Source organism: Bradyrhizobium sp. P5_C12 (assembly GCF_054049735.1).
In genome coordinates this window covers 37769-63509 of record NZ_JBFULU010000037.1, presented here as the reverse complement: position 1 = coordinate 63509, position 25741 = coordinate 37769, and the positions used below count along the sequence as shown (strand labels likewise).

The window sequence follows — 25741 nt, the reverse complement described above, 5'->3', positions numbered from 1 at the left end:
CAAGCGCTTCGTGCGGCGTGCCGAGGATCTAGCGCCGGAGAGGTGGCCGGATAATCTGTGCAAAACCAGAAAGACTATCCAGCCGGAGCGGACAATCCGTCCGCTCCCAATCCGTCCGCTCCAATGGGTATCGAATGACCGCCGGATCAGCTCAGTACTTGCGGTACAGCCCGATCAGCTTGCCCTGGATCTTGACCCGGTTCGGCGGCAGGATGCGGACCTCATAGGCGGCATTGGCGGGCTCGAGCGCGATCGAGGCGCCACGACGGCGGAAGCGCTTCAGCGTGGCTTCCTCGTCGTCGATCAGGGCCACGACGATGTCGCCGGTATCGGCGGTCTCATTGCGCTGGATCAGCGCCATGTCGCCGTCGAGGATGCCGGCCTCGACCATCGAATCGCCGCGCACTTCCAGCGCATAGTGCTCGCCCGAGCCGAGCATGTCCGGCGGTACGCTGATGGTGTGGCTGCGGGTCTGCAACGCCTCGATCGGCGTGCCGGCCGCGATGCGGCCCATCACCGGCACCGCCACGGGGCGCTCGCCGTCGTCCGCAGGCGCGTTGGAGCGCACCTTGCCGAGATTGCCTTCGATGACGCTCGGCGTGAAGCCGCGCCGGCTTCCGGCGGCCGCCTGGAGCTCGGGCAGCTTGATCACCTCGATGGCGCGGGCGCGGTTGGGCAGGCGCCGGATGAAGCCGCGCTCCTCGAGTGCGGTGATCAGGCGATGGATGCCTGATTTCGAGCGCAGATCGAGCGCGTCCTTCATCTCGTCGAAGGAGGGCGGCACGCCGCTTTCCTTCAGACGCTCGCTGATGAACCGCAGAAGCTCGTATTGTTTGCGCGTTAACATCTCGACCAAATCCCCCGGTTGATGTCGTTCGATTCCGAGACGGTGAATTCAGCGGCGAGCCGCCAGATGCTCGAAACAAATCATGAACGGACACTATATGTTCGATATGTGTTCCGCAACTGCTTAATTTACCGTGAACGCGACAAAGTTCGCCGAACGCGTGTGATCGACGCGTTCAGGCCGGCAGCAGCAGCACCTCGCATGGCGTGCCTGCAGCAGCCTTCGGCGCCAACGGCGCGCGCACGAGAAGTGCCTGTGCCGCAGCAAGATTCGCAAGCAGCGAGGAATCCTGATGATTGACGGGAAGGGCGACGAGCGTGCCGTCCTCACGCCGCTCCAGACGCGCGCGGAGATAGTCTTCGCGCACGTCGTTGGGCCCGACGTCGCGGCCGAGCACCGCGCGCTCGCGGCGGTGATGAATCATCTCGCGGCCCGACAGCGCGCGAATCAGCGGCACCATGAACAGGAAGGCGCACACATAGGACGACACCGGATTGCCGGGCAGGCCGATCACGCGCATCGCGCCGAGCCGTCCGTTCATCATCGGCTTGCCCGGCCGCATCGCGATCTTCCAGAACGCCATCGAGATGCCTTCGGCATTGAGCGCCGGCTGGACCAGGTCGTGATCGCCGACCGAGGCGCCGCCGGTCGTGATCAGGATGTCGGCGCCGCTCTCGCGCGCACGGCGGATGCCGGCGGTGGTCGCCTCCAGCGTGTCGGCGGCAATGCCGAGATCGATGGTCTCCGCGCCCTCGCCGCGGGCGAGCGCGTGCAGGGCGTAGCCGTTGGAATAGACGATCTGCCCCGGGCCGGGTGTCGTCCCCGGCATCACCAGCTCATCACCGGTGGCGAGGATCGCGACCTTCGGACGGCGGCGGACGGGAAGCTCGGGGTGGTTCATGCCGGCGGCGAGCGCCAGGCCCCGCTCGGTGAGGCGGGTGCCCGCCTTCAGCAGCACATCGCCCTCGCGAAAATCGACGCCGGCGGGGCGTATGTGCCGTCCGGCGATGGCGGCTTCCCTGATCGTGATGCGCTTGCCGTCGGCGACCGTGTCCTCCTGGATCACGACTGCGTCGGCGCCGTCGGGTACGACGCCGCCGGTGAAGATCCGCACTGCTTCGCCGGCGCCGACCGATTTCGCAAACGGCCGGCCCGCCGCGACCTCGCCGACCACGGTCAGCTGGGCGTCGACCTTTGCCGCATCGGCCGCGCGCACGGCATATCCGTCCATCGCCGACATCGCCTGCGGCGGCTGCGTGCGCCGCGCCGCGAGGTCGCGCGCGAGCACGCGGTGGAAGGCCTCGGCGAGAGCAATCATCTCTTCGGGCAACGGCTCCACGCCGGCCAGCACCGCGGCGAGCGCGTCAGAAACCGGCATCAAGGCCACGGGGGAAGACTCCTGCTGGGCACGGTCGGGCGGATGAACGGCGACGTTCTAGCCGAGCGCGGGCGCGGAGGCAAAACGGCGACGAGGCAGGATGATTCATCCGGCCCGGTCTATTCGGCAAGAGGGGGGTGTCAGGTCCGGCGCGGCATGATCCGGACAACAAGAACGATCGGCACCAGCGTGGCCATGGCGAGAACGAGAACGACCAGAGCCACGGCCAGCATCGATCAACTCCTTGTCTGCGCGCCCGGACTGAGGTCGGTCGCCACGTCAGGCGAAGCTACGTCAGGAGCCTTGGGGCCCTGATCCTTGTCGGGCAACGGATCCGCCTGTGATTTCAGATCGGCTGCCTTGCGCACGAGCTTGGCGGAAAGGTCCGAATCTGAGGTCGTCCTGGCGAATTCAAGGAGAAGAGAGGCCTGCTTGGTGAGGTAGGTCTTGCCCAACACGATGATGCGTCCGTCCGTAGAAGTCCCGACGGACTCAAGAGTCCGGAAACGGGCATTCCGTTCCCGGAACTCTGCATAAAAATGCACAAAGTGGTTTGGTTCCTCATTTTCGAGCCAAGGTTCGAGCCAAGGTTCGAGCCAAGGTTCGAGCCAAGGGTTCCGGGGAACTCCCGGTTCCACCCGCCAGCCCATGCGCCTGGATCAGATTCCCAGCGCCTTGAGCGCGTCTCCGACGTCGCGGGGCGACGTCACATGCACCGCGGTCAGGCCGCACGCCCGCGCCCCCTCGACGTTTTCGGCGAGGTCATCGAAAAACACGATACGCCTTGCCGGCACGCCGATCGCCGCCACGACATGGTCGAAGGCTGCCGCATCCGGCTTGCGCAGGCCGATGCTGGACGACAGGTACAGCTCGCGGAAATGGCCGAGCAGGTCGGCATACTCTCTCGAGAAATAGTCCACATGCGGACGGTTGGTGTTGGAGAAGGCGTAGACCGGCATCTGCCTGGCCGCGCGCGGCAGCAGCTCCGCAATGTCGGGCATCTCGCCGGCAAAGATCGCGTTCCATCCTTCGAGGAACTGCGCATCCGAAATGCCGATTCCGAGCGAGGCGCGCAGCGAGGCGAAATAGTCCTCGTCGCTGATCTTGCCGACCTCATGCAGCCGGTAGGCATCGTCGCGCACGTAGCGCGCGACGATGGCCTCGGGCTTGCAGCCGGCATGTCCCGCCCAGCAGGCGATCGCCTTGGAGAAATCGATGTCGAGCACGACGCGCCCGAGATCGAACAGAAGCGCATCCGCGGCTCCCGGAGAGAGCGATGTCATTGCGTCCTTTCAGGTCAGTAGCGATAGGGCTCGTCGTGGAACAGCGGGAACGCGCTGAACACGCTCGGCGGGTTTGTCGCGGTTGCCGGGTGCAGGCAGGACTTGTTCACCTCGGCGAACGAGGTGGCCCCCAACAGGCCGAGGCAGCGCAGCACCTCGTCCTCCAGGAGCTCCAGCATTCCGGTCACGCCGGCCTCGCCGGCGGCCGCCAGCGCCCAGCATTGCAGCCGGCCGATGCCGACGAGGTCGGCGCCCGCCGCGATCGCCTTGACGATGTCGGTGCCGCGGCAGAAGCCGCCGTCGACCATGATCCTGGCGCGGCCCTTCACCGCCTCGACGATCTCGGGCAGCACATGCATGGCGCCGCGGCCGTGATCGAGCTGGCGGCCGCCATGGTTGGAGACGTAGATCCATTCGACGCCGTGATCGACCGCGATCTGCGCATCCTCGGCGGTGGCGATGCCCTTGAGGATCAGCGGGATCTTGAACTTGTCCTTGATCATCTTCACGGTCCGCCACTCCAGACCTTTCTGGAAATCGCCGCCGGTGGCGCGCAGCCGGCTCTCGCGAACGTAGCGCTTGGCGATGTCACGTTCACGACGGCTGTAATGGGCGGTGTCGACGGTCAGGCAGAAGCCGGCGTAGCTGTGCTTCACGGCGCGGCTGACGACATCCGCGACGAAGTCATCGTCGCCGCGGACATAGAGCTGGAACAGGCGCAGCGCATCGGGGGCGGCTTCGGCGGTCTTCTCCAGGCCGGGCTCGGACACCGAGCTCAGCATGTGCGCCGCGCCGAAGGCGCCGGCGCCGCGTGCCACGCTGGCAGCACCATGGGGATCGAAGATTTCGAGCGCGCCGACAGGGGCCAGCACCACCGGCAGCCGCATCTTGCGGCCGAACTGCTCGACGGAGCCGTCGATCTTGCGCACGTCACGCAGCACGCGCGGGCGGAACGCGATCTCGTCCAGCGCCATGCGGTTGCGGCGCATCGTGGTCTCGGTCTCGGCGGCGCCGATGATGTAGTCCCAGGCGTTCTGGTTGAGGTTGGAGCGCGCCTTCCGGATGAATTCGTGCAGGTTCTGGAACGGCTCGTTGCTGGCGCCGAGTTCGACGTTCCGTTGCGGCCGGAGCGCTTCGTTCATTGTTGTGTCCTCCCGAGAATTTGAAGCCTTATGCCATCGCCTATCCCGTCCGGCGCGCCAAAACTATCCTAAAATCGCATGGCTGCGAGGCGTGGACCGGTCGACCGATTCCCGCCCTGCGCGAGGCGGTCCGCGAACGTTGCCAAAAGTTTAGGCCCGGGCGAAGGGATTTTTGCGGTGTACCCGCCGGACGGGCGGGCCGGCCTTGAAGAAACCAGATTGGTATTGTGAGAAGCTGGCTGGATCGCCATTTGCATGGCGGCTTCCAAGCCCCAACAGAACCGCTAGAGCAAAAAGGCCAGCCTACCCATGCGGAAAACCCTGCTGTTCCCACTGGGCGCGCTCACCGGAGCGTGTCTGACCCTTTTGGCATCCGGTCCGCAGAGCGGATTATGGGCGGCACGGGCGGCGGCTGGCGCGGACGACGCCTATTCCCAGCTCAATCTGTTCGGCGAGGTGTTCGAGCGGGTGAAGGCGAGCTATGTCGAGAAGCCCGACAATTCCAAGCTGATCGAAGGCGCGATCACCGGGATGGTGACCTCGCTCGATCCGCATTCGCGCTACATGAACGACAAGGCCTGGACCGAGATGCAGGAGACCACCTCCGGCGAATTCGGCGGGCTCGGCATCGAGGTGACGATGGAGGAGGGCCTGGTCAAGGTCGTCTCGCCGATCGATGACACGCCGGCGTCCAAGGCCGGCATCATGTCGGGCGACTTGATCAGCAAGATCGACGGCGACGCCGTGCAGGGCATGACGCTCGAGCAGGCCGTCAACAAGATGAAGGGCCCGGTCGACACCAAGACCAAGCTCACCATCGTGCGCAAGGGGGCCGATGCCCCGCTCGACGTCGCGATCACGCGCGAGATCATCCATGTGCGCCCGGTGCGCTTCCACGTCGAGAACGGCGACATCGGCTATATCCGCGTCACCTCGTTCAACGAGCAGACCACCGACGGTCTGAAGAAGGCAATCGCCTCGATCTCCAAGGAGGTCCCGCCGGAGAAGCTCGCCGGTTACGTGATGGACCTGCGCAACAACCCGGGCGGTCTGCTCGACCAGGCGGTCTCGGTGTCCAGCGCATTCCTTCAGCGTGGCGAGGTCGTCTCGACCCGCGGCCGCAATCCGGAGGAAACCCAGCGCTTCACCGCGCATGGCGGCGACCTGACCAAGGGCAAGCCGCTGATCGTGCTGGTCAACGGCGGTTCGGCCTCGGCTTCCGAGATCGTGGCGGGCGCGCTGCATGACCACAAGCGCGCGACGCTGATCGGAACGCGCTCGTTCGGCAAGGGCTCGGTGCAGACCATCATTCCGCTCGGCGCGGGCAGTGGCGCGCTGGCATTGACCACGGCGCGCTACTACACGCCGTCGGGCCGCTCGATCCAGGCGCAGGGCATCGCACCCGACATCGAGATCCTCCAGGACGTGCCGGCCGAGCTGAAGGGCCGCGTCGACACCATGGGCGAGGCCTCGATGCGCGGCCATCTCTCGGCCCCCGACGGCACCGAGCAGACGGGATCGCAGTCCTATGTTCCGCCCGAAGAGAAGGACGACAAGGCGCTGCATGCGGCCTACGACTTCCTGCACGGCGTCACCGTGAACGCCGCGGCCGCGAAGCCGGCGCCGAAGACCGCGGTGCCGAACTAAGCGTTTACGATTTCCAGACACCTATCGCCCGGGAGCGGATGACCGCTTCCGGGCGAATTCGTTTTGGGACGCTGTCTCAGCTTGGATTCATCGCTGCAAAGGTCGCCTCGTAGCGGCCGTCACGCTCGGCCCAGCGGCGGGCGCGGTCGCGTTCGACCAGCACCTCGTCGCGGGGATGAACCCGCAGCTCCAGCAATTGCGTGACTTCCGCTATGTACGCGTCGAGCGGCATGGCGCGCGCGTCGCTCGCCTGCTGTGCGCCGGTGAGCTCGGTCTGCACATAAGGCGGCGCGAGCTCCAGCACCTCGACCGGGATATTGCGGAGCTGATGCCGCAGCGACTGCAGCCAGGAGTGCAGGAATGCCTTGCTGGCGCAGTAGGTCGGGAAGTCGGCGCGGGGCACGAAGGCGAGGTTCGAGCTGGTCGCGATGATCGTCGCATGCGGCTGTCCTTTGAGAAGCGGCAGGAACGCCGCCGTCACCCGCAGCACGCCGAGAATGTTGGTCGCCACGATGGCCTCCGCATCCGCGGCATCCCAGCCGTCGGCCGTCATGTCCTCCGCTCGCGAGATACCGGCATTGGCTACCAGCACGTTGAGCTCGGGGAAGCGTGTGCGGATTTGGGTCGACAAGCGGGGCAGGCTCGCGGAATCGTCTAGGTCGAGCGGTAGGCCGATCAGGCCGGGGCGTTCAGCCGTGATCTGATCGAGCAGGGCCTGCCGTCGCCCTGTAACGATGACGCGATTGCCGCGGTCGTGGAAAGCCTCAGACAGCGCGCGGCCGATTCCGCTGGTGCCGCCGGTGACGAGGATCGTATTGCCAGTCATCTTCATGGTTGCCTCTCAATGGAGTTGAGGGCCACGGCAACCTTGGAAACTCCCAATGGCGAGCCATCCGACAGGACAGCAAACATCGCGGCGCGTGTGAGGCGTGCCGGAAGAGGCGTCTTGAACGGATGTGCAAGCAGGGAGAGTGATGGCATGACCGTGGCGTCTCGTGAATCGAGAACTCCCAGCTGGGATCCTCTCGACAAAGGACGCGTTGGATGACGGTAACGCCTACGGCAGTGCCGTGTCGGCAGCTGCACGGTGGAGATACATTGGCTGGGCGTAACGATCAAGCCTGAAGGGCGGAGCGAAGGCCTAGCCGGCCTCGCGCCGGCGGCTCTCCGCGCCGCCGCGCTGGGCGAGGCGGCTGCGATGCAGCGCGAACAGATCCAGCACCTCGTCGGCCGGTTTCGCGGCGCTGAACAGATAACCCTGCATCTCGGAGCAGCCGAGCGTGCGCAACAGGCGCTGCTGCTCCTCGGTCTCGACGCCTTCGGCCGTGGTGGTCATGCGGCGGGCGCTGGCGAGGTTGACGACGGCCTGCACGATGCTAGCGGAGCCGTCGGGGCCGGCGATGTCGTTGACGAAGCAGCGATCGATCTTGATCTTGTCGAACGGGAAGCGGTGCAGATAGCTCAGCGATGAGTAGCCGGTGCCGAAATCGTCCAGCGCGATGCGCACGCCGATGGCGCGGAGCTGATGCAGGATCGCAAGCGCGACGTCGTCGTCACGGATCAGCACCGCCTCGGTGATCTCGAGCTCGAGCCGGCTCGCCGGGAAGTTGGAGGCGGCGAGCGCCGCCACGATCTTCAGGGCGAGCGTGCCGCTCTTGAACTGCACCGGGGAGACGTTGACGGCGAGGCGGATGTCGTCGGGCCAGGTCGCTGCGTCCCGGCAGGCGGTCGCCAGCACCCATTCGCCGATCTCGTTGATCAGGCCGGTGTCTTCGGCGATCGGGATGAATTCCGCCGGCGAGACCATGCCGCGCTCGGGATGGCGCCAGCGCACCAGCGCCTCGCACCCGGTGATGCGATCGTCCTTCAGGCTGAGGCAGGGCTGGTAGTAGACCTCGAGGCCGCCTTCAAGCCCGCCTTGGGCGATGGCGTAGCGCAGGTCGGTCTCGAGCTGCCGCCGCTCGCGGACCTTGGCGTCCATCTCCGGCTCGAAGAAGCGATAGGTGCGCCGTCCGGCGGATTTGGCGGCGTACATCGCCATGTCCGCGTTCTTCAGGATCTGGTCCAGCGCCGTCCCGTGTCGTGGCGCAAGCGCAATGCCGATGCTGGCGTCGGTGGTGAGATGATGGCCCATGCAGTCGAACGGCGCGCGGATGGCTTCGAAGACCCGCGCGACCAGGTCGTTGACCTGATCCACCGAGGTCACCGGGCTCTGCACGATGGCGAACTCGTCGCCGCCGAGCCGCGCCACGAAATCTGTCGGACCGGCGCAGCGGTTGAGGCTCGACGCAATTGACTTCAGGAGCTCATCGCCGACGAGATGTCCCAACGCGTCATTGACGCCCTTGAATTCGTCGATGTCGATGTAGTGCACCGCGAGTTCATCGCCATGGACGGTGTCCGCCAGCGCCTCGCGCAGATGCTCGTGGAACATGGTGCGGTTGGGCAGGTCGGTCAGGGCGTCGTAATGGGCGAGGTGGGTGATGCGCTCTTCCGTGCGGCGCCGCTCGGTGATGTCCTCGTGCGTCGCCACCCAGCCGCCGTCGGTGAGCGGTTCGTTGACGACCTGGATGGAGCGGCCGTCGGCGGTGTCGACCACCATGGAATTTCGCACATGGATGTCGCGCAGCACACGCGCGACATACGCGTCGACGTTGCCGGTGAAGGAGCCTGTCGCCTTGCGATGCGCGATGATGTCGCGGAAGCTGCAACCGGGTTTCACGATTTCGGCCGACAGCCGGTACATCTCGACGTAGCGCTGGTTGCACACGATGAGCTGCTGCGAGGCATCGAACAGCAGCAGGCCCTGCGTCATGTTGTTGACCGCGCGGTCGAGGCGCTGCTTCTCCAGCATCAGCCGCTCGCGCGAGAGACGATGCTGCTCGAGCAGCTTGCGCACGATCGCGATCAGCACGCCGGCGATGGCGAGCGCGGAGGCGCCTGCGACCGAGATCAGGATGACGATCTGCTCGCGCCAGTCCGTCAGCGCCGCCGCGCGCGTCGTGGTCGCCATCATCAGGATCGGGAAGTGGGGCAGGCCGCGCGCCGAGATCAGACGGTCCTCGCCGTCGACGGGGCTGATGAAGCGGCCGGCGAAATGATCGAGACCGAAGATCCGCTGCTGCTCAAACGAGCCGTTCCTGAAATTCCGTCCCATCAGTTCACCGGAATTGGGGTAGCGGGCGAGCAGCGTGCCGTCGCGATGCAGCATCGAAATCGTTGCGCCTTCGCCCAACACGACGGACTCGAAGAACTTTTCGAAATTGGCGGGCTCGATGCCGCGTCCGACGACGCCCAGGAACTCGCCGTTCGGTCCCAGCACCCTGCGCACGATCAGGATGGTCCAGGCGCCCGAGATACGGCTGTGCACCGGCTCGATCAGGACGTCGGGGGAGTGGGGATCATATCTGAAGGTCCGGAAATAGGCCCGGTCGGCGACGTTGACCTTCGGGGCCGGCCAAGCGGTCGACGAGTTGATCAGATTTCCCTCGGCATCGATGACGTTGACGCCGCCCATATAGGGCAGCGCCTCGATCTTCGAGCGCAGCATCCGGTGAACGTCCTGGCCGGAGAGGCGCCTGCGATAGTCCTCTGCACTGTTGATGCCGGTGGCGTGGACGTGGTCGACGAAATCCTTCTGGATGACCGCGAAATCCTGCAATTGCTGATCGAAATGGTGAGCGAGCAGCAGCACGGTGTTTTCCAGCTCACGTCCGCTGTTGCGCAGCGCGCGCTCGCGGAAATTCTGCGCCATCAGCGTCGCGCCGACGGCGATCGCGGCGATCAGGAATATCCCGCCCACGACCAGCCAGCGGATCGGCCCGCTGCGCGCGAGCGCGGCCTGGTCGAGGAGGCGACTGCCGAATTTCGTCATGATCTCGATCGCTGTCGTGCACACGCCAGGATCAGTTCTTGAGCCCGGGAACACCCGTTGGTTTACGGGAACGGAATGGAGGCAAAGTTAGGAAGCGCGGTTAATGCAGGATGAATTGGCGCGCGCAAATGCAAGCGACGAGCGGCCTGATCGCGGTGGGCATCGCGCTTGCCATCATCACCGTCGTGAACGGCATGGGCAGCAAGCTCAACGCAAAATTCGGATCGATCAGCTCGTCGCTGAAGTGATCGCGCGGCGCTCAGGCGCGGTAGTGGCCCGACTTGCCGCCGAGCTTCTCGACCAGATGGATGGCCTCGATACGCACGCCGCGCTCGACCGCCTTGATCATGTCGTAGATGGTGAGGCAGGCGACCGTAACAGCCGTGAGCGCCTCCATCTCGACGCCGGTCGGGCCCGTCACCTTCACGCTGGCACGGACGAGGCAGCCCGGCAGCTTGGCGTCGGGCTCGATGTCGACCGTGACCTTCGACAGCGCCAGCGGGTGGCAGAGCGGGATCAGCTCCGAGGTGCGCTTGGCCGCCATGATGCCGGCGATGCGCGCGGTGCCGAGCACGTCACCCTTCTTGGCGTTGCCGGAGACGATCAGATCAAGCGTCGCCTTGCTCATGATCACGCGGCCTTCAGCGACCGCAAGGCGCTCGGTTGCCGGCTTGTCCGACACATCGACCATCCGCGCCTCGCCGGAGGCGCCGATATGGGTGAGGGCAGGGCCGGCCTTCGTTTTCGATGGCTTGGCTGCGGCGGGCTTGCGCGCCATGTCAGCGCGTACCCGTGGCGCGCGGCGTGGTCTCGCGCGCGAGCAGCGTGCGGGTCGCCGCGGCCACGTCGGCCTGCCGCATCAGGCTCTCGCCGACCAGGAAGGTCGACATGCCGACGCGTTCGAGCCGGGCCAGGTCCGCCGGCGTGAAGATGCCGCTCTCGCCGACCATCAGCCGCTCGGACGGGATCAGCGGCGCCAGCGCCTCGCTGGTCGCAAGCGTGGTCTCGAAGGTGCGCAGGTTCCGGTTGTTGACGCCGATCATCGGTGAACGCAGCTTCAGCGCCCGGTCGAGCTCGGCGCGGTCGTGGATCTCGATCAGCACGTCGATGCCGTAGGCGATGGCGGCGTCTTCGAGATCCTTGGCGGTCGCATCGTCGAGCGCGGCCATGATGATGAGGATGCAATCGGCGCCATGCGCGCGCGCCTCGGCCACCTGGTAGGTGTCGAACAGAAAGTCCTTGCGCAGCACCGGCAGCGATGTCGCCGCGCGCGCTGCCACCATGAAGTCGAGATGGCCCTGGAACGAGGGCGTGTCCGTCAGCACCGACAGGCAGGCGGCGCCACCGGCCTCATAGGCCCTGGCGAGCAGCGGCGGATCGAAATCGGCGCGGATCAGCCCCTTCGACGGCGAGGCCTTCTTGATCTCGGCAATCAGCGCGTAGTCGCCATTGGCATGCTTGGCCTTGATCGCGCGCACAAAGCCGCGCGGTGCGGCTTGCGCCTTCGCCGTCGCCTCGACAGCCGACAGCGGCCGCGCGCGCTTGGCGGCTGCGATCTCCTCGCGCTTATACGCTTCGATCTTGGTCAGGATGTCGGACATGGGAAGCTCAGCCGTTGGAGACCGCGATCAGGTGTTTCAGCCGCGCGCTCGCCGCGCCGCTGTCGAGCGATTTTGCGCCGATCGCCACACCTTCCTTGAGATCCTTGGCGCGGCCGGCCACGACCAGCGCGGCGGCGGCGTTCATCAGCGCCACGTCGCGATAGGGGCTCGGCTTGCCGTCAAGCACGGCCTGCAACGCGATCGCATTGGCGTCGGCGTCGCCCCCCTTGAGCGCGCTTGCCTCGCAGCGCGGCAGGCCGGCTTCCTCCGGCGTCACCTCGAAATTCCTGATCTCGCCCTTGTGGAGCGCAGAGACGAAGGTCGGGCCGGTGAGGGTGATCTCGTCGAGGCCGTCGGAGCCGTGCACGACCCAGGCGGATTCCGAACCGAGGTTCTTCAGCACCTGCGCCAGCGGCTGCACCCATTGCCGCGAGAACACGCCGACCATCTGCCGCTTGACGCCGGCCGGGTTGGACAGCGGTCCGAGCAGGTTGAAGATCGTGCGCGTCGCAAGCTCGACCCGGGTCGGGCCGACATTCTTCATGGCCGGATGATGCGCCGGGGCGAACATGAAGCCGATGCCGCATTCGCGCACGCAGCGGCCGACCTGCTCGGGCTTGAGATCGATCCTCACGCCGAGCGAGGCCAGCACGTCGGCGGCGCCCGAGCGCGACGACAGCGCGCGGTTGCCGTGCTTGGCCACGGGCAGGCCGGCGCCCGCGACGATGAAGGAGGCGCAGGTCGAGACGTTGACCGAGCCGGAGCCGTCGCCGCCGGTGCCGACGATGTCGACGGCTTCGGGGGGTGCCGTCACGGTGAGCATCTTGGAGCGCATCGCCGAGACCGCGCCGGTGATCTCGTCCACGGTCTCGCCGCGCACCCGCAGCGCCATCAAGAGGCCGCCCATCTGCGAGGGCGTGGCCTCGCCGGACATCATGGCGTCGAAGGCGGATGCCGCTTCGTCACGCGACAGGCTGGCGCCGGTCGCCACTTTTCCAATGATCGATTTCAGGTCGTCCATCGCGTGCTTTCAACTGCTTTACTGGTTCGCGCCCGTCACCTGCGCGAAGGCGGCCTGATTGATGGTGGTTCCGATGTCGGTCTCGAGCTTGTTGACGTAGGAGGCGACCTGCTCCTCGGTCAGCGCGCGGTCGAGGCTGTCCTTCAGCTTCTTGACGGCGTCCGAGGCGGCGTCGGCCGCGGGTTCGACGATGTCGGTGACGCGGAAGACGATCACCTCGCTGCCGCCGCTCACGGGCGTCTGTCCGACGCCGTCCTTGGCGGTGCGGAAGGCGGCCGCAACCACGGTCGCGGGCACGCCGGCGGGCGAGTCGTCGCGCTTGAAGCCGGTCGCGGTCTCGACCTTGGCGCCGATTGCTGCGGCTTCATCCGCGAGCTTGCCGCCGAGTTCGAGCTTCTGCACCATCTCGGTCGCCTTGGTCTTGAGCTTGGCGGCGATCTGGTCCTGGCGCCAGCGCGCCTCGACCTGGTCGCGCACCTCGTCGAGATTGCGGTCGCGCGAGGGCGTGATGGCGAGCACGTCGTACCAGACATAGCCGCCACGAAACGCGATCGAATCATTGTCGACGCCGACATCGGTGTTGAAGGCCTGCGACACCACGTCGAGCCCCTGCGGGATGTTGGCGACGGGCTGGCCGTTCGGGGCGCGGCCGGAGCGGTCGACGGCGTCGACGGTCACGGCCGTGAGCCCGAGCTTCTGCGCCGCGTCGATCACGCTGGCGCCGCCGCCGCGCTCGTCCTCCATCTTGTCGCGGAGCTCCGCAACCTTGATGCGCGCGCGCTCGGTGGCGATCTCGCGCTTGATGTCGCCGGCGAGGCTGGCGTAGTTCGCTTCGACACCCGGCTCGATCTTGTCGACCTTGACGATCGCGGTGCCGAGGCGGCCCTGGATCGGCTGGCTGATCTCGCCTGCGGGAAGCGCGAAGGCGGCGTCTCCGACCGCGGGGTCGAGCGCGGACTTGGTCACGAGCCCGAGATCGACGTCGGACGCGCTCAGCCCGCGCTCCTTGCCGAGATCCTCGAACGACAGCCCGCCGGCAAGCCGTTCGCGCGCAGCCTGCGCGTCAGCGGCGTTGGGGAATACGATCTGATGGATCTGGCGCTTCTCCGGCGTGCCGAGCCGGTCCTTGCGCTGCTCGAACAGCTTCTTCGCGTCCTCGTCGGAGACCTCGGTCCACTTGCCGATCTCCTCCGGCGAGATCACGACGAAGGAGATCTTGCGGTATTCGGGCGCGCGGAACTGGACCTTGTGATCCTCGAAATAGGCGGCGAGCGCCTCAGGCGAGGGCGCGTCGATGGGGCCTGCCTGCGCGGCGTCGAGCCTGACGAATTCGATCGCGCGCTGCTCGTTCTGGAAGCGCGTCAGCACGTCGATCATCGCCTTCGGCGGCTCGAGGCCGGCGCCGATCGTGCCGGTGATCTGCCGGCGCAGCGACACCTTGCGCTGGTCGGCGACGTAGCGTTGCTCGGTGTAGCCGAAATTGCGGATCACGGCCTGGAAGCGGTTCGGATCGAAATTGCCGCCGACGCCCTTGAAGTTCGGATCGTTCATGATGAACTGGCGGATCTGTTCGTCGGACTGGCCGAGCCCGAGCCGGCGCGCCTCTTCATCGAGCGCGGCTTCCGCGATCGTCTGCTGGAGCACCTGACGGTCGAGCCCGAACGCGCGGGCCTGGTCAGGGGTCAGGGGCCGGCCGAACTGGCGGCTGATCTGCTGTAGGCGGTCGGTATAGATCTGCCGGAATTCGTTCAGCGAAATCTCGGTTCTGCCGACCTTGGCCACCGTGGACTGCCCGAAGCCCTTGAAGATGTCGGCGATGCCCCAAACGCCGAAACTGACGATCAGCACGCCCATCACCACGGCCATAATGGTCTTGCCGAGCCAGTTTGATGAGGCCTTGCGCATTCCTCGAAGCATTTGGTCCAACTTGTTTGGTCAGGAGGGGAACGGGAGCGCGTCTTAATGCAGATTCCGCAAAAGCGCGTCACCAAATTGATAGATCATCATAAAGTGGCGGCTTTCCCCCCGCAACCTCAGGTCAGGCGGCTCTCGATCCCTGCGGTTAAAAGCCCCTGGTCTCTGGAACTGCCGCGGCAGCTCTGCTAGCGCATGCGCAATCGTCCCTTGCCCAATTCTGCTGGAAATTGACATGACCGACGCCATCCGACCGCTGATCGCCGGCAACTGGAAAATGAATGGCCTGAAGGCCTCGACTGCCGAATTCGACGCCATGCTCAATGGTGCGGCAGAGGTGGCCGGCAAGGCCGATCTGCTGGTCTGCCCGCCTGCGACCCTGATAGCGGCCTTCGCCGACAAGGCGGGCGGCAAGGCGGTCGCGGTCGGGGCGCAGGATTGCCATCTCAAGGCCGCCGGCGCCCATACCGGCGATATCGCCGCCGAAATGCTGGCGGACGCGGGTGCGACAGCCATCATCGTCGGCCATTCCGAGCGCCGCGCCGACCATGGCGAGAGCGACGCCCTGGTGCGGCAGAAGGCCGAAGCGGCCTGGCGGGCCGGGGTCATCGCGATCGTCTGCATCGGCGAAACCCAGGCCCAGCGCGATGCCGGCCAGACCCTGGACATCCTGCGCGGCCAGCTCGACGGCTCGCTGCCGGACGGCTCCACGGCGGCGAATCTGGTCGTGGCCTACGAGCCGGTCTGGGCGATCGGCACCGGCCTGACCCCCACGTCCCAGGATGTCGAGCAGATTCATAGCTTTATCCGCGAATTCCTGACCTCCCGGTTCAAGGACGCCGGTGCCAGGATGCGCATCCTCTACGGCGGCTCGGTCAAGCCCTCGAATGCGGCCGAGTTGATGGCGGTCAAGAACGTCAACGGCGCGCTGGTCGGCGGCGCCAGCCTGAAGGCGGCCGATTTCCTTGCGATTGCCAGGGGCTGCCCCTAGCTAACGTCGGTGCGCGGCCCGACGGATCGGGGGTGGCAATGCCGTTTCCGATCGTGTAACACCGCGCAACTTCAGGAAAACCCGCGAAGCGCGATCGGCTGCCGGCACCGGCGCTGTCGGCTTGTGACGGAAGGGCACTATGCAGACTGTTGTCATCGTCATCCACCTTATGATCGTTGCCGTCATGATCGGCGCCGTCCTGCTCCAGAAGTCGGAAGGCGGCGGTCTCGGCATGGGCGGAGGCGCCGGCTTCATGTCGAGCCGCGGCACCGCGAATCTGTTGTCGCGGACAACGGCGATCCTGGCGGCCGGCTTCTTCCTCACCAGCCTGTTCCTGTCCTGGTACGCCGGCTACGACCGCAAGCCCTCGTCGATCATCGGCCAGCCGGCCACGCAGGGCCAGCCGGCCGGAGGGGCGCCGATCGCGCCGCCGACCTCGGGCGGCATCCTGGATTCGCTGAAGAAGGCGGACGAGCAGCAGCAGGCGCCGGCTCCGACCGGCCCGCAGGTGCCGCGCTCGCAATAAAGCAGGGGGGCCATGCAGGACGGCGACTAGCGTCCTGCATCAACAATCCCCATCAAGGCTCTGTCACCACTCTCAGTTTCGGTTCACCCACAGGCCCGTAGATTTTTTGGGGCGGAATACGAATCGCTTTGGCGAATCGGATTCGAGGGATTAGAGGTTAAGTCCCATGGCGCGGTACATATTCATCACCGGCGGCGTGGTTTCTTCGCTCGGCAAGGGTCTGGCTTCAGCGGCACTCGGTGCCCTGCTGCAGGCCCGGGGCTACAAGGTCCGCCTCCGCAAGCTCGATCCCTATCTCAACCTCGATCCCGGAACGATGTCGCCGTATCAGCACGGCGAAGTGTTCGTGACCGATGACGGCGCGGAGACCGATCTCGATCTCGGTCACTATGAGCGCTTCACCGGGCGGCCTGCGACCAAGGCCGACAACATCACGACGGGCCGGATCTACCAGGACATCATCTCCAAGGAGCGCCGCGGCGATTATCTCGGCGCGACCATCCAGGTGGTTCCGCACGTCACCAACGCCATCAAGGAATTCGTCCTCTCCGGCAACGACGATTACGATTTCGTGCTGGTCGAGATCGGCGGCACCGTCGGCGACATCGAGGGCCTGCCGTTCTTCGAGGCGATCCGCCAGCTCAAGAACGAGCTGCCGCGCGATCACGCCGTCTACATCCACCTGACGCTGCTGCCCTACATCCCGAGCGCGGGCGAGCTGAAGACAAAACCGACGCAGCATTCGGTGAAGGAGCTGCGCTCGATCGGCATCCAGCCCGACATCCTGCTGTGCCGCACCGACCGCGAGATCCCGAAGGAGGAGCGGCGAAAGCTCGGCCTGTTCTGCAACGTGCGCGAAAGCGCCGTGATCGAGGCGCGCGACGTCGACAACATCTACGCCGTGCCCGAGGCCTATCATAACGCAGGCCTCGACGACGAAGTGCTCGCCGCCTTCGGCATCGGCTCGCGGATTCCGCCGGCGCTTCAGAGCTGGCAGCGCATCAACGAGCGCGTCCGCAATCCCGAAGGCAATGTCACCATCGCCATCGTCGGCAAGTACACCGGCATGAAGGATGCGTACAAGTCGCTGATCGAGGCGCTTTCGCATGGCGGCATCGCCAACAAGGTGAAGGTCAATCTCGACTGGATCGAGAGCGAGATCTTCGAGAAGGAAGATCCCGCGCCGTTCCTCGAGCACGTCAACGGCATCCTGGTGCCCGGCGGTTTCGGCCAGCGCGGCGCGGAAGGCAAGATCCGCGCGGCGCAGTTCGCGCGCGAGCGCGACGTGCCGTATTTCGGCATCTGCTTCGGCATGCAGATGGCGGTGATCGAGGCCGCACGAAACCTGGTCGGCATCGAGGAAGCCAACTCCACCGAGTTCGGTCCGACCAAGGAGCCCCTGGTCGGCCTGATGACGGAATGGCTGCGCGGCAACGAGCTCGAGAAGCGCACGCAGGCCGGCGATCTCGGCGGCACGATGCGGCTCGGGGCGTATCCGGCGGCGCTCAATCGCGGCAGCCGGGTCTCGCAGGTCTATGGCGGCGCCACCGAAATCTCCGAGCGTCACCGCCACCGCTACGAGGTCAATACCGCCTACAAGGACCGCCTCGAGCAGCACGGCCTGAAGTTCTCGGGCCTGTCGCCGGACGGTGTGCTGCCGGAGATCGTCGAGTACGAGGATCACCCCTGGTTCATCGGCGTGCAGTTCCACCCCGAGCTGAAGTCGCGTCCGTTTGAGCCGCACCCGCTGTTCGCCTCGTTCATTCAGGCGGCGATGGTGCAGAGCCGGCTGGTGTAGTCGGCTCAAGGCGCGGCTGAGTAGTCGCGCACGTGATGCATCGGCTCCAGGGCGACCCGCGCTGAAGCGACGGGCGCCAGCGATCCCGCGACGATCTTCATCTGTGGCCGCCGCGTCAGCCTGTAGACGGCGGCCGGCGGCATGTTCAGCAAAGCGCGATCCACCAGCTTTGCGCGCAAGCCCAACCGGTCGAGCACGGGCCGCGGGATCGGGCAACTCATGCCGTAAGTGAACTGGTAGAAGGCGCCGCCCGGGCGGACGTAACTGAAGGCGCCGCCGATGATGGAGACGACCTGGCGCGTCGACATGTTGAGCAGCGGCAGGCCGCTGACGACCGCGCCGACGGGCGCGCCCTCATAGAGGCGCTCCGTCGTCAGCCGCGCCGCGTCCATCCACAGCACGCGTGCGCCGGGAAAGCGCATTTGCAGCAGCTTCATGAAGTCGGAGCCGTATTCGATCAGCGTGAGGTCCTGCTGGCGCACGCCACGCTTGAGGAGCTTGTAGGTGAACGCGCCGGTGCCGGGGCCGAGCTCGAGAACAGGGCCGGTCGATGCGGTGATCTCGCGGGTGATGAGATCGGCCAGCGCCGCGCTTGACGGCGCGATCGCGCCGACGCGACGCGGGGCTGACATCCAGGACAGGAAGAAGGAGAGGAAATCGTTGGGCATGCGCACTCCGGCATCTTGGTTGCGCCTCGCACATCAGAGGTGAGGCGGCCGAAGAGTCGCCGGAGTGCATTGCGACAGCATTGCGCGCAGCACGCCGATTGCGTCAATTCTCGCGGGTCGGCGGCAACGTCATCTTGAAGCACACGCCGCCGTCTGGACCGTCCGCGACCGAGACGTGGCCGCCATGCAGGAGCACGATCTCGTGCACCATGTTGAGGCCGAGGCCGGCGCCGCGATCGCGCGGCGTCAGCCGATAGAACGGCTCGAAGATCTGTTCGCGCTGATCGGCCGGAATGCCGGCGCCTTCGTCCGTGACCTCGATGCTTGCAGGCCGGCTGACGCGAATGCCGATGGTGCCGCGGCGAGGGCCGTGCTGGATCGCATTCTGCACGAGGTTGGTCAGCGCGCGCTCCAACGCGGCCGCATCGCCGATCGTTTCGATCGGCGTCGCGGGTGCATCGAGCGCTAGTTCGTAGCCTGCGGCGATCGCCAGCGGTGCGAGATCGGCGGCCGCGCTTTGCGCGACCTGGACGAGGTCGACGCGCGTGAACGGATGGCCGCAGCGGTCGAGCCGCTGGATGTCCAGCAATTGCTCGGCGAGCGTTGCCAGCCGCGCGGCATCCTCCAGCAGACGGGTCTTGTCCGGTCCCGATGGAAGCGACTCCAGCCGCGTGTTCAGGATCGCGATCGGCGTGCGCAGCTCGTGTGCGGCATCTGCGACGAAACGCTTGTGGCGGGCATAGCCCTGGTCGAGCCGCGCCAGCGCGTCATTGACCGCGGTCACGAGCGGCACGACCTCCAGCGGAATCCGGTCCACCGACAGCCGTGCGCCGCGCTGATGGATATCGATGCGCCGCGCCTGGTCCGCCGTCGTATCGAGCCCCTTGAAGGCGCGTCGCACGATCATCGGTGTCGCGATGAAGGTCGCCGTTCCCATCAGAAGCAGGCCGGGCAGGGCGAGGCCGAGAAACGCAAGCGACGTCATGACCAGCGCCTTGGCGCCGGTGAGCCTGCCTTGCGTCGCCGTGATGATCTGCACGTTGCCGGCGGCGGTGTCGACCCGCTTCAGCCGCGCCGCCGGCTTGCGCGGATCGTCCTCGAAAAGCTGCCAGCCGAGCCGCGCCTGGCTGATCTGGTCGAGGCCGCCGCCGATCGCGGCGAATTCGGCCGGCACGGCGCCTTCACTGAGCGAATGTCCCTGCCTGTCGCGGACCAGGAACCAGAGGTCGGGCGTTGTCGCGCGCAACTGCTCCAGCTCGCGCGTCGGTCGCAGCGTCAGGCCGCCTTGCGCGTCACGCGCGACTGCGTGCTGCACCACGTCGATCACGCGATCCTCGTCGCGCTCGGCGAGCACGAAGCCGGACGCACACAATGCTCCGACGACGACGGCCACGAGCGCGATCAGCAGCGCGGCCTGGAGCGAGAGCAGGCGCCAGCTCAGCCGCGAGCGCAGGCAATAGGGATCGTCATGCTTGCTCATGGCAGCTTCTTCAGGAGATAGCCGACGCCGCGGATGCCGTGGATCTCGACACCGGCATTCGCCTCGGCGAGCTTGCGGCGCAGCCGCGAGATATGCGTGTCGAGCGCGTTCGACTGGATCTCGTCGTCGAAATTGTAGACCGCCTCTTCCAGCGCCGAGCGCAGCACGGTCCGGCCCATGCGGCGGATCAAGGCTTCGAGCACCAGGAGCTCGCGGCGCGGCAGCTCGAACGGCTGGCCGTCGATGCTGGCCTCGCGATGGCCGACGTCGAAGGCGAGGTGGCCGGCGCGAATGACGTCCGGCTGCAGCCCGGCGGGCCGGCGCAACACGGCGCGCAGCCGCGCCAGCAGCTCTTCGACTGCAAACGGCTTTGCCAGATAATCGTCGGCGCCGCTGTCGAGCCCGGTGATACGGTCGGCGAGCTCGCCGCGCGCGGTCAGGACGATGATTGGAACGCCGTCGGCGCGCGCTCTCAGTTTCGGGATCAGGGCGAGACCGTCGCCGTCGGGGAGCTGGCGGTCGAGCAGGACGGCGGCGTGGACGTCGGCGGAAATGGCCTCTTCCGCTTCCGCAAGCGTGGGGACGTGATCGACGATCATGTCATACCGCCTGAGCGCCGATGTCAGCGCTCCGGCCATCTCCGCCTCATCCTCGACGAGTAAAATCCGCATGATCCCGACCTGCGCCCCAACCAAGCCGTTCTAGCGCCAGTATCATTGCCGCAGCATTGCGGGAACCGGGCGCGACGTGATGGCTGCGGACGGGCCGGCAGCCATGCGCCAGACGCCGCGGGCCTCCTCGGGCAGGGCCCAAGACACCGTCACGGTCAGCCATTATAACCCGCCGACGTCATCAGGGAGGAACAAGAATGATCTACGAAATGCGCATCTATCGCTGCGTGCCCGGCCGCCTGCCGGCGCTGCTGAAGCGGTTCGAGACGGCCACGCTGAAGCTGTGGGAGAAGCACGGCATCCGCCAGGCCGGATTCTTCACCACGCTGATCGGCGAATCCAACCAGGACCTGACCTATTTCCTGGCCTGGGAGTCGCTCGCCGAGCGCGAGAAGAAGTGGGGTGCGTTCGTGACCGATCCGGACTGGACGGAGGCGCGTGTGAAGTCCGAAGCCGACGGCCAGATCGTTGGCAACATCGTCAGCCAGCTCCTCACGCCGACGGCCTTCTCGGCGGTGAAATAACGCCATTTCGGCGCGAGGAACTCTGGCGCAACCCTGATATTCTGATAGCCCGGGCCGAATGGGGTTGATCGGACCCCCATCGTCGCTATGGTCGCGGCGAAACGAGGGAAATTTGGCCTTGGGCTCTTCGAATTCAGCGGCGCCGGTCGTTACCATAGGCACGGTCAAATTCGGCAATGATCTGCCGATCTCGATCATTGCCGGGCCGTGCCAGCTCGAAAGCCGCCAGCATGCGCTGGAGGTGGCCTCCGCGCTGAAGGAGATCGGCGCGCGGCTGAAGGTCGGCCTCGTCTACAAGACCTCGTTCGACAAGGCCAATCGCACCAGCGCGTCGGCCGCGCGCGGCCTCGGGCTCGCGCAGTCGCTGCCGATCTTCGCGGAGATACGCTCCACGCTCGGCCTGCCGGTCTTGACCGACGTGCATGATGCCGCGCAGTGCGCCGACGTGGCGCAGGCGGTGGACGTGTTGCAGATTCCCGCCTTCCTGTGCCGGCAGACCGATCTCCTGCTGGCGGCGGCCGCCACCGGCAAGGTCGTCAACGTCAAGAAGGGCCAGTTCCTGGCGCCCTGGGACATGGCGAACGTGGTCGCCAAGATCACCAACGCGAACAATCCCAACGTGCTCGTCACCGAGCGCGGCGCATCGTTCGGCTACAACACGCTGGTCTCGGACATGCGCGCACTGCCGATCCTGGCGCGCACCACCGGCGCGCCCGTGATCTTCGACGCGACCCATTCGGTGCAGCAGCCGGGCGGGAAGGGGACCTCCTCCGGCGGCGAGCGCGAATTCGTGCCGGTGCTGGCCCGCGCGGCCGTGGCGGTCGGCGTTGCCGGCGTCTTCATCGAGACCCATCCGGATCCCGACCGCGCGCCCTCCGACGGGCCCAACATGGTGCCGCTGCGCGAGTTCGAGGGGCTCATCCGCACGCTGATGGCCTTCGACGCGCTGGCAAAGGATTCCGTCAAGGCCGGCGCGCGCTGATGCAGCAGCCAAGCGAGGCGCGGCCGCACGATCACGGCCTGCCGGCGGCGCTCTACGTCATCTCCGGCGCAAGCTTCGCCGCAGCGCTCTCGGCGCGCGCGCTCGATCCGGTGCTGCCGCATGTCGCCGAGGATTTTGGCGTCAGCATCGCAACCGCTGCAGGCTTTGCCGCGGTGTTCGCCTTCACCTTCTCGATCATCCAGCCGCTGGTTGGCGCTGCCGCCGATCTCTTCGGCAAGACGCGGCTGATGATCGGCTGCCTCGCGCTGCTTGGCCTTGCCAACATTCTCGGCGCGCTCTCGACCTCGTTCTCGCTGCTGTTCGCCAGCCGCATCCTTGCCGGCATCGGCTCCGGCGGCGTGTTTCCGATCGCGCTGAGCCTCACCAGCGAGCTCGTCGGGCCGGAAAAGCGGCAGGTTGCGATCAGCCGCACGCTCGCCGGAGCGATGACCGGCAATCTGCTCGGCGCCTCGGCCTCCGGCCTGATCGGCGACTTCCTCGGCTGGCGCGGCGTGCTGGCGGTGCTCGGCGCGCTCGGGATCGTCGCCTCGATCGCGGTCGCCGCCGGCTTTCACGGCGCCAAGATCAAACATCCGCCGAAGACGAGCCTGTCGGCGTTGAAGGCGGGCTACCGCACCATCTTCACCAATCCGAATGCCTATGTGTGCTACACGGCCGTGTTCGTCGAAGGCTGTTGCGTGCTCGGCCTGTTTCCCTACATCGCCTCGTTCCTGTTCGATCTCGGACAGACCTCGCTGTCGATCGCCGGCATCGTCATCGCGGGGTTCGCCGTCGGCGGCTTGTTCTACACGATGACGGTGTCGCGCATGCTGCCGTGGCTCGGCGTCAAGGGCATGATGATCGCCGGCATGACGCTGGTCGCCTCGCAGCTCGTTGCCGTCGCCTTCGGTCTGCGCTGGGAGGTTCAGACGCTCAATCTCGTGGTCATGGGATGGGGCTTCTACATGGCCCATGGCTGCCTCCAGGTCTTTGCCAGCGAGCTCTCGGTCGAGGCGCGCGCCACCGCGCTGTCGCTGCATTCGTTCTTCTTCTTCATGGGACAGACGGTGGGGCCGCTCGCCTATGGCTTCGGCCTGCAGCATGGCGGCAAGGTGCCGACCCTGGTGACGAGCGCAGCGATCATGGTGGTGCTGGGTCTCGTCTGCGCCCGGCTGCTCAAGCAGCGGGCACCCTCCGACGCGCGGGCCTGAGGCTGACAGCGTGGTTTGACGCGCTGGAGGTAACCGCCAATTCCCTACCATCGTGCTCGCAGCCTGCCGTTGCCTTGCTCACGACGTCCGCGCCATCCTCTTCGCGTCACCGTGCCACGGCCGCCCTCGGTATGCATGGCACGCGTATTGCTTCCATCTTGAGCAAATCGAGGTGTGAGACCGTGGACGCCCAGCCCACCCGTTCGCCCAGCGCAGCCGGCGTGACCCGATTGAGCGGGTACCCCACGAGGCCACCGCTGCGGCGCTTCCTGACCGATTGCCACGAGGAATTCCGGGTCGACAATTCGGGCGAGCTCGCCGACTACATTCCCGAGTTGAAGCGTGCCAACCCCGGTCATTTCGGCATCGCGCTCGTCACCATCGACGGCCACGTCTACGAGGTCGGCGACAGCGCGGTGCCGTTCACAATCCAGTCGGTCTCGAAGGCCTTCGTGTTCGCACTGGCGCTGGAGATGGTGGGCGAGGAGCGCGTCGCGGCCACGATCGGCGTCGAGCCGAGCGGCGAGGCCTTCAACTCGATCCGGCTCACCAACGACAACCGTCCCTTCAACCCGATGGTCAATGCCGGTGCGATCGCCTGCTCGGGCCTGATCTACGGGGTGGACGGGAAGGGCGCTTTCGAGCGGGTTCGCTCCAAGCTCAGCCAGTTCGCCGGCCGTGAGCTCGGCGTCGACGATGCCGTGCATGCGTCCGAGACCGCCACCGGCAATCGCAACCGCGCCATTGCCTGGTTGCTCAGGAATTACGCGGTGCTGCCGGATGACGTCGACGCGGTGCTCGACGTTTATTTCCGCCAATGCGCGATCCTGGTGACCGCGCGCGATCTGGCGGTGATGGCGGCAACGCTCGCCAATCGCGGCATCAATCCGGTGACGGGCGTGCAGGTGATCACGCCGCACATCGTCGCGCGCACGCTGTCGGTGATGACGAGCTCGGGCATGTACGACTATGCCGGCGAGTGGACCTATCGCGTCGGCATTCCCGCCAAGAGCGGCGTCGGCGGCGGCATCGTCGCGGCGCTGCCGTCGCAGATGGGGCTCGGCACCTTCTCGCCGCTGCTCGACGATCACTTCAACAGCGTGCGCGGCCTCAAGGTCTGCGAGGCGCTGTCGGCGCGGTTCGACCTGCACATGCTCAACCGCAATGCCGACGTCCGCACCAGCATCATGGCGGATTACGACATCTACGGCATCTCCTCGCGCCGCAGCCGCCAGCCGCACGAGCAGCAGATTTTGGACGAGCGCCACAGCGACATCCGTGTGCTTGAGCTGGTCGGCGCGCTCAGTTTCGGCACCATCGACTATGTCACGCGAAGACTGACCAGTGAGCCGCCCAACGCGCCGCTGTTGATCATCGACTTCCGCCGCGTCCCCGACATCACCGCGGCCGGCGCCGAGCTGCTCGGCGAGACACTGACGGCGCTCGGCAATGCCGGCGTCACCACCATCTTGTCCGGGTTCGAGGACAGCTCGGCGCTGTGGACGGCGATCTCGGCGCGCACGGCCGAGCCGCGCAGGTTGCGGCGTTTTCCGCTGCTCGACGACGCCATCGAATGGGCCGAGGATCAGGTGATCTATCGTTTCGGCGGCTTCACCGACGTGAAGGAGAGCGCCCAGCTCGGCGAGCAGGCGCTGCTCGCCGAGCTCGACGCCGGCGAGATCGCCGCGATCGTCAAGCTCTCGACCACGCGCCATTACACCGCCGGCCAGCGCATCATCGCCGCCGGCGAGCCCGCCAATTCGCTGTTCTTCCTGCAAAGCGGCATGGTCAGCGTCAAATTGCGCAGCGGCGTGCGGCTGGCCTCGCTCGGTCCCGGCATGGAGTTCGGCGAGATGGCGATCCTGGAGCAAGGCCGTAGCGCCGACGTGTTTGCCGATACGCCGGTGACCTGCCTCGAGCTCCCGCTCGACAGCTTTGCCGACTATCGCCGCCTGCACCCGGAGACGTCGCTGAAGATCATGCGCAATCTCGCCGCGATCCTGGCGCGGCGGCTGGTGCTCGCGAATGCGAAGGTGGATTTGCTGAGTGCTTATTAGGGCGGGGAACGTGTCTTGAGCGAACGACGCCGGCCTTGTGCTTGCCAAGCGCCCGCAAGACGGCGGAGACCGCCCGCAGTTCTCCGCGTGCCCAGGAAATATGTAACCATCTGTTGCCGCGCAATC

At 66.4% G+C, this 25741-nt stretch carries 23 protein-coding genes; 9 read left to right on the top strand and 14 right to left on the bottom strand.

All coding sequences use genetic code 11. The annotated features are described in order from the left end of the window. Positions 1 to 151: 151 nt before the first annotated feature. The 5 genes from lexA to ACXJMY_RS27505 all read right to left on the bottom strand — a co-directional run bounded on the left by lexA (position 152) and on the right by ACXJMY_RS27505 (position 4650). On the bottom strand, positions 152 to 847 hold the full coding sequence (lexA, locus tag ACXJMY_RS27525; protein WP_456622492.1) for a transcriptional repressor LexA: 696 nt from the start codon (positions 845 to 847) through the stop codon (positions 152 to 154). 175 nt (positions 848 to 1022) lie between these two features. After that, positions 1023 to 2234 (bottom strand): molybdopterin molybdotransferase MoeA, encoded by a 1212-nt coding sequence (locus ACXJMY_RS27520; protein WP_456622491.1) that lies wholly within the window; start codon positions 2232 to 2234, stop codon positions 1023 to 1025. A gap of 227 nt (positions 2235 to 2461) precedes the next feature. Beyond that, positions 2462 to 2683 carry a hypothetical protein gene (locus ACXJMY_RS27515; protein WP_456622490.1) on the bottom strand — a complete coding sequence of 74 codons (222 nt, stop codon included), beginning with the start codon at positions 2681 to 2683 and terminating at the stop codon, positions 2462 to 2464. Positions 2684 to 2884: 201 nt separating this feature from the next. Further along, positions 2885 to 3508 carry an HAD family hydrolase gene (locus ACXJMY_RS27510; RefSeq protein ID WP_456622489.1) on the bottom strand — a complete coding sequence of 208 codons (624 nt, stop codon included), beginning with the start codon at positions 3506 to 3508 and terminating at the stop codon, positions 2885 to 2887. A gap of 14 nt (positions 3509 to 3522) precedes the next feature. Next, entirely contained in the window at positions 3523 to 4650 is a 1128-nt protein-coding gene (locus ACXJMY_RS27505; protein WP_456622488.1) for an alpha-hydroxy acid oxidase, read from the bottom strand. 309 nt (positions 4651 to 4959) lie between these two features. Here ACXJMY_RS27505 and ACXJMY_RS27500 point away from each other — a divergent pair, with 309 nt between their 5' ends. Next, complete coding sequence (locus ACXJMY_RS27500; RefSeq protein ID WP_456622487.1) at positions 4960 to 6297, top strand: S41 family peptidase; 1338 nt, start codon at positions 4960 to 4962, stop codon at positions 6295 to 6297. A gap of 76 nt (positions 6298 to 6373) precedes the next feature. Here the strand turns inward: ACXJMY_RS27500 and ACXJMY_RS27495 are convergent, their stop codons facing one another. Together ACXJMY_RS27495 and ACXJMY_RS27490 are read right to left on the bottom strand one after the other, a co-directional pair. Further along, a complete protein-coding gene (locus tag ACXJMY_RS27495; protein ID WP_456622486.1) occupies positions 6374 to 7129 on the bottom strand; it encodes an SDR family oxidoreductase in 756 nt (251 codons plus the stop codon). Between the two features lie 309 nt (positions 7130 to 7438). After that, complete coding sequence (locus tag ACXJMY_RS27490) at positions 7439 to 10174, bottom strand: bifunctional diguanylate cyclase/phosphodiesterase (RefSeq protein WP_456622501.1); 2736 nt, start codon at positions 10172 to 10174, stop codon at positions 7439 to 7441. A gap of 107 nt (positions 10175 to 10281) precedes the next feature. Between ACXJMY_RS27490 and ACXJMY_RS27485 the strand changes: the two genes are divergently transcribed. Beyond that, on the top strand, positions 10282 to 10419 hold the full coding sequence (locus ACXJMY_RS27485) for a Flp family type IVb pilin (protein WP_456622485.1): 138 nt from the start codon (positions 10282 to 10284) through the stop codon (positions 10417 to 10419). Positions 10420 to 10430: 11 nt separating this feature from the next. Here ACXJMY_RS27485 and moaC read toward each other — a convergent pair whose 3' ends face one another. The 4 genes from moaC to ACXJMY_RS27465 are packed head-to-tail and all read right to left on the bottom strand — an operon-like array spanning position 10431 to position 14710. Beyond that, positions 10431 to 10949, bottom strand: a complete 519-nt coding sequence (gene moaC / locus ACXJMY_RS27480; RefSeq protein ID WP_456622484.1) for a cyclic pyranopterin monophosphate synthase MoaC — start codon at positions 10947 to 10949, stop codon at positions 10431 to 10433. A gap of 1 nt (position 10950) precedes the next feature. Then, positions 10951 to 11772 carry an indole-3-glycerol phosphate synthase TrpC gene (gene trpC, locus ACXJMY_RS27475; protein WP_456622483.1) on the bottom strand — a complete coding sequence of 274 codons (822 nt, stop codon included), beginning with the start codon at positions 11770 to 11772 and terminating at the stop codon, positions 10951 to 10953. Positions 11773 to 11779: 7 nt separating this feature from the next. Beyond that, positions 11780 to 12793, bottom strand: coding sequence for an anthranilate phosphoribosyltransferase (trpD, locus tag ACXJMY_RS27470; RefSeq protein ID WP_456622482.1), 1014 nt, complete (start codon positions 12791 to 12793; stop codon positions 11780 to 11782). A gap of 18 nt (positions 12794 to 12811) precedes the next feature. Beyond that, positions 12812 to 14710: a SurA N-terminal domain-containing protein gene (locus tag ACXJMY_RS27465; RefSeq protein WP_456622481.1), complete on the bottom strand. Its 1899-nt coding sequence runs from the start codon at positions 14708 to 14710 to the stop codon at positions 12812 to 12814. 232 nt (positions 14711 to 14942) lie between these two features. Here ACXJMY_RS27465 and tpiA point away from each other — a divergent pair, with 232 nt between their 5' ends. The 3 genes from tpiA (at position 14943) to ACXJMY_RS27450 (ending at position 18022) form a co-directional block, all read left to right on the top strand. Beyond that, positions 14943 to 15698 (top strand): triose-phosphate isomerase, encoded by a 756-nt coding sequence (gene tpiA / locus ACXJMY_RS27460; protein ID WP_456622480.1) that lies wholly within the window; start codon positions 14943 to 14945, stop codon positions 15696 to 15698. Positions 15699 to 15837: 139 nt separating this feature from the next. Next, positions 15838 to 16224, top strand: a complete 387-nt coding sequence (gene secG / locus ACXJMY_RS27455) for a preprotein translocase subunit SecG (RefSeq protein WP_456622479.1) — start codon at positions 15838 to 15840, stop codon at positions 16222 to 16224. A 166-nt stretch (positions 16225 to 16390) separates the two neighbouring features. Continuing rightward, entirely contained in the window at positions 16391 to 18022 is a 1632-nt protein-coding gene (locus tag ACXJMY_RS27450) for a CTP synthase (protein ID WP_456622478.1), read from the top strand. A 5-nt stretch (positions 18023 to 18027) separates the two neighbouring features. Here the strand turns inward: ACXJMY_RS27450 and ACXJMY_RS27445 are convergent, their stop codons facing one another. The 3 genes from ACXJMY_RS27445 to ACXJMY_RS27435 all read right to left on the bottom strand — a co-directional run bounded on the left by ACXJMY_RS27445 (position 18028) and on the right by ACXJMY_RS27435 (position 20841). Then, positions 18028 to 18690 (bottom strand): class I SAM-dependent methyltransferase, encoded by a 663-nt coding sequence (locus ACXJMY_RS27445; protein ID WP_456622477.1) that lies wholly within the window; start codon positions 18688 to 18690, stop codon positions 18028 to 18030. Between the two features lie 103 nt (positions 18691 to 18793). Then, complete coding sequence (locus ACXJMY_RS27440; protein WP_456622476.1) at positions 18794 to 20170, bottom strand: sensor histidine kinase; 1377 nt, start codon at positions 20168 to 20170, stop codon at positions 18794 to 18796. Continuing rightward, positions 20167 to 20841 (bottom strand): response regulator transcription factor, encoded by a 675-nt coding sequence (locus ACXJMY_RS27435; protein ID WP_456622475.1) that lies wholly within the window; start codon positions 20839 to 20841, stop codon positions 20167 to 20169. The genes ACXJMY_RS27440 and ACXJMY_RS27435 overlap by 4 nt, the downstream gene beginning before the upstream one ends. Before the next feature lie 197 nt (positions 20842 to 21038). On the opposite strand from ACXJMY_RS27435, the gene ACXJMY_RS27430 reads away from it, so the two are divergent. The 4 genes from ACXJMY_RS27430 to glsA all read left to right on the top strand — a co-directional run bounded on the left by ACXJMY_RS27430 (position 21039) and on the right by glsA (position 25615). Then, a complete protein-coding gene (locus tag ACXJMY_RS27430) occupies positions 21039 to 21365 on the top strand; it encodes an NIPSNAP family protein (protein WP_456622474.1) in 327 nt (108 codons plus the stop codon). 118 nt (positions 21366 to 21483) lie between these two features. After that, positions 21484 to 22347 carry a 3-deoxy-8-phosphooctulonate synthase gene (kdsA, locus tag ACXJMY_RS27425; protein WP_456622473.1) on the top strand — a complete coding sequence of 288 codons (864 nt, stop codon included), beginning with the start codon at positions 21484 to 21486 and terminating at the stop codon, positions 22345 to 22347. Continuing rightward, positions 22347 to 23558 carry an MFS transporter gene (locus ACXJMY_RS27420; protein ID WP_456622472.1) on the top strand — a complete coding sequence of 404 codons (1212 nt, stop codon included), beginning with the start codon at positions 22347 to 22349 and terminating at the stop codon, positions 23556 to 23558. Before kdsA ends, ACXJMY_RS27420 begins: the two co-directional genes overlap by 1 nt. A 182-nt stretch (positions 23559 to 23740) precedes the next feature. Continuing rightward, a complete protein-coding gene (gene glsA, locus ACXJMY_RS27415) occupies positions 23741 to 25615 on the top strand; it encodes a glutaminase A (protein ID WP_456622471.1) in 1875 nt (624 codons plus the stop codon). Positions 25616 to 25741 lie beyond the last annotated feature (126 nt).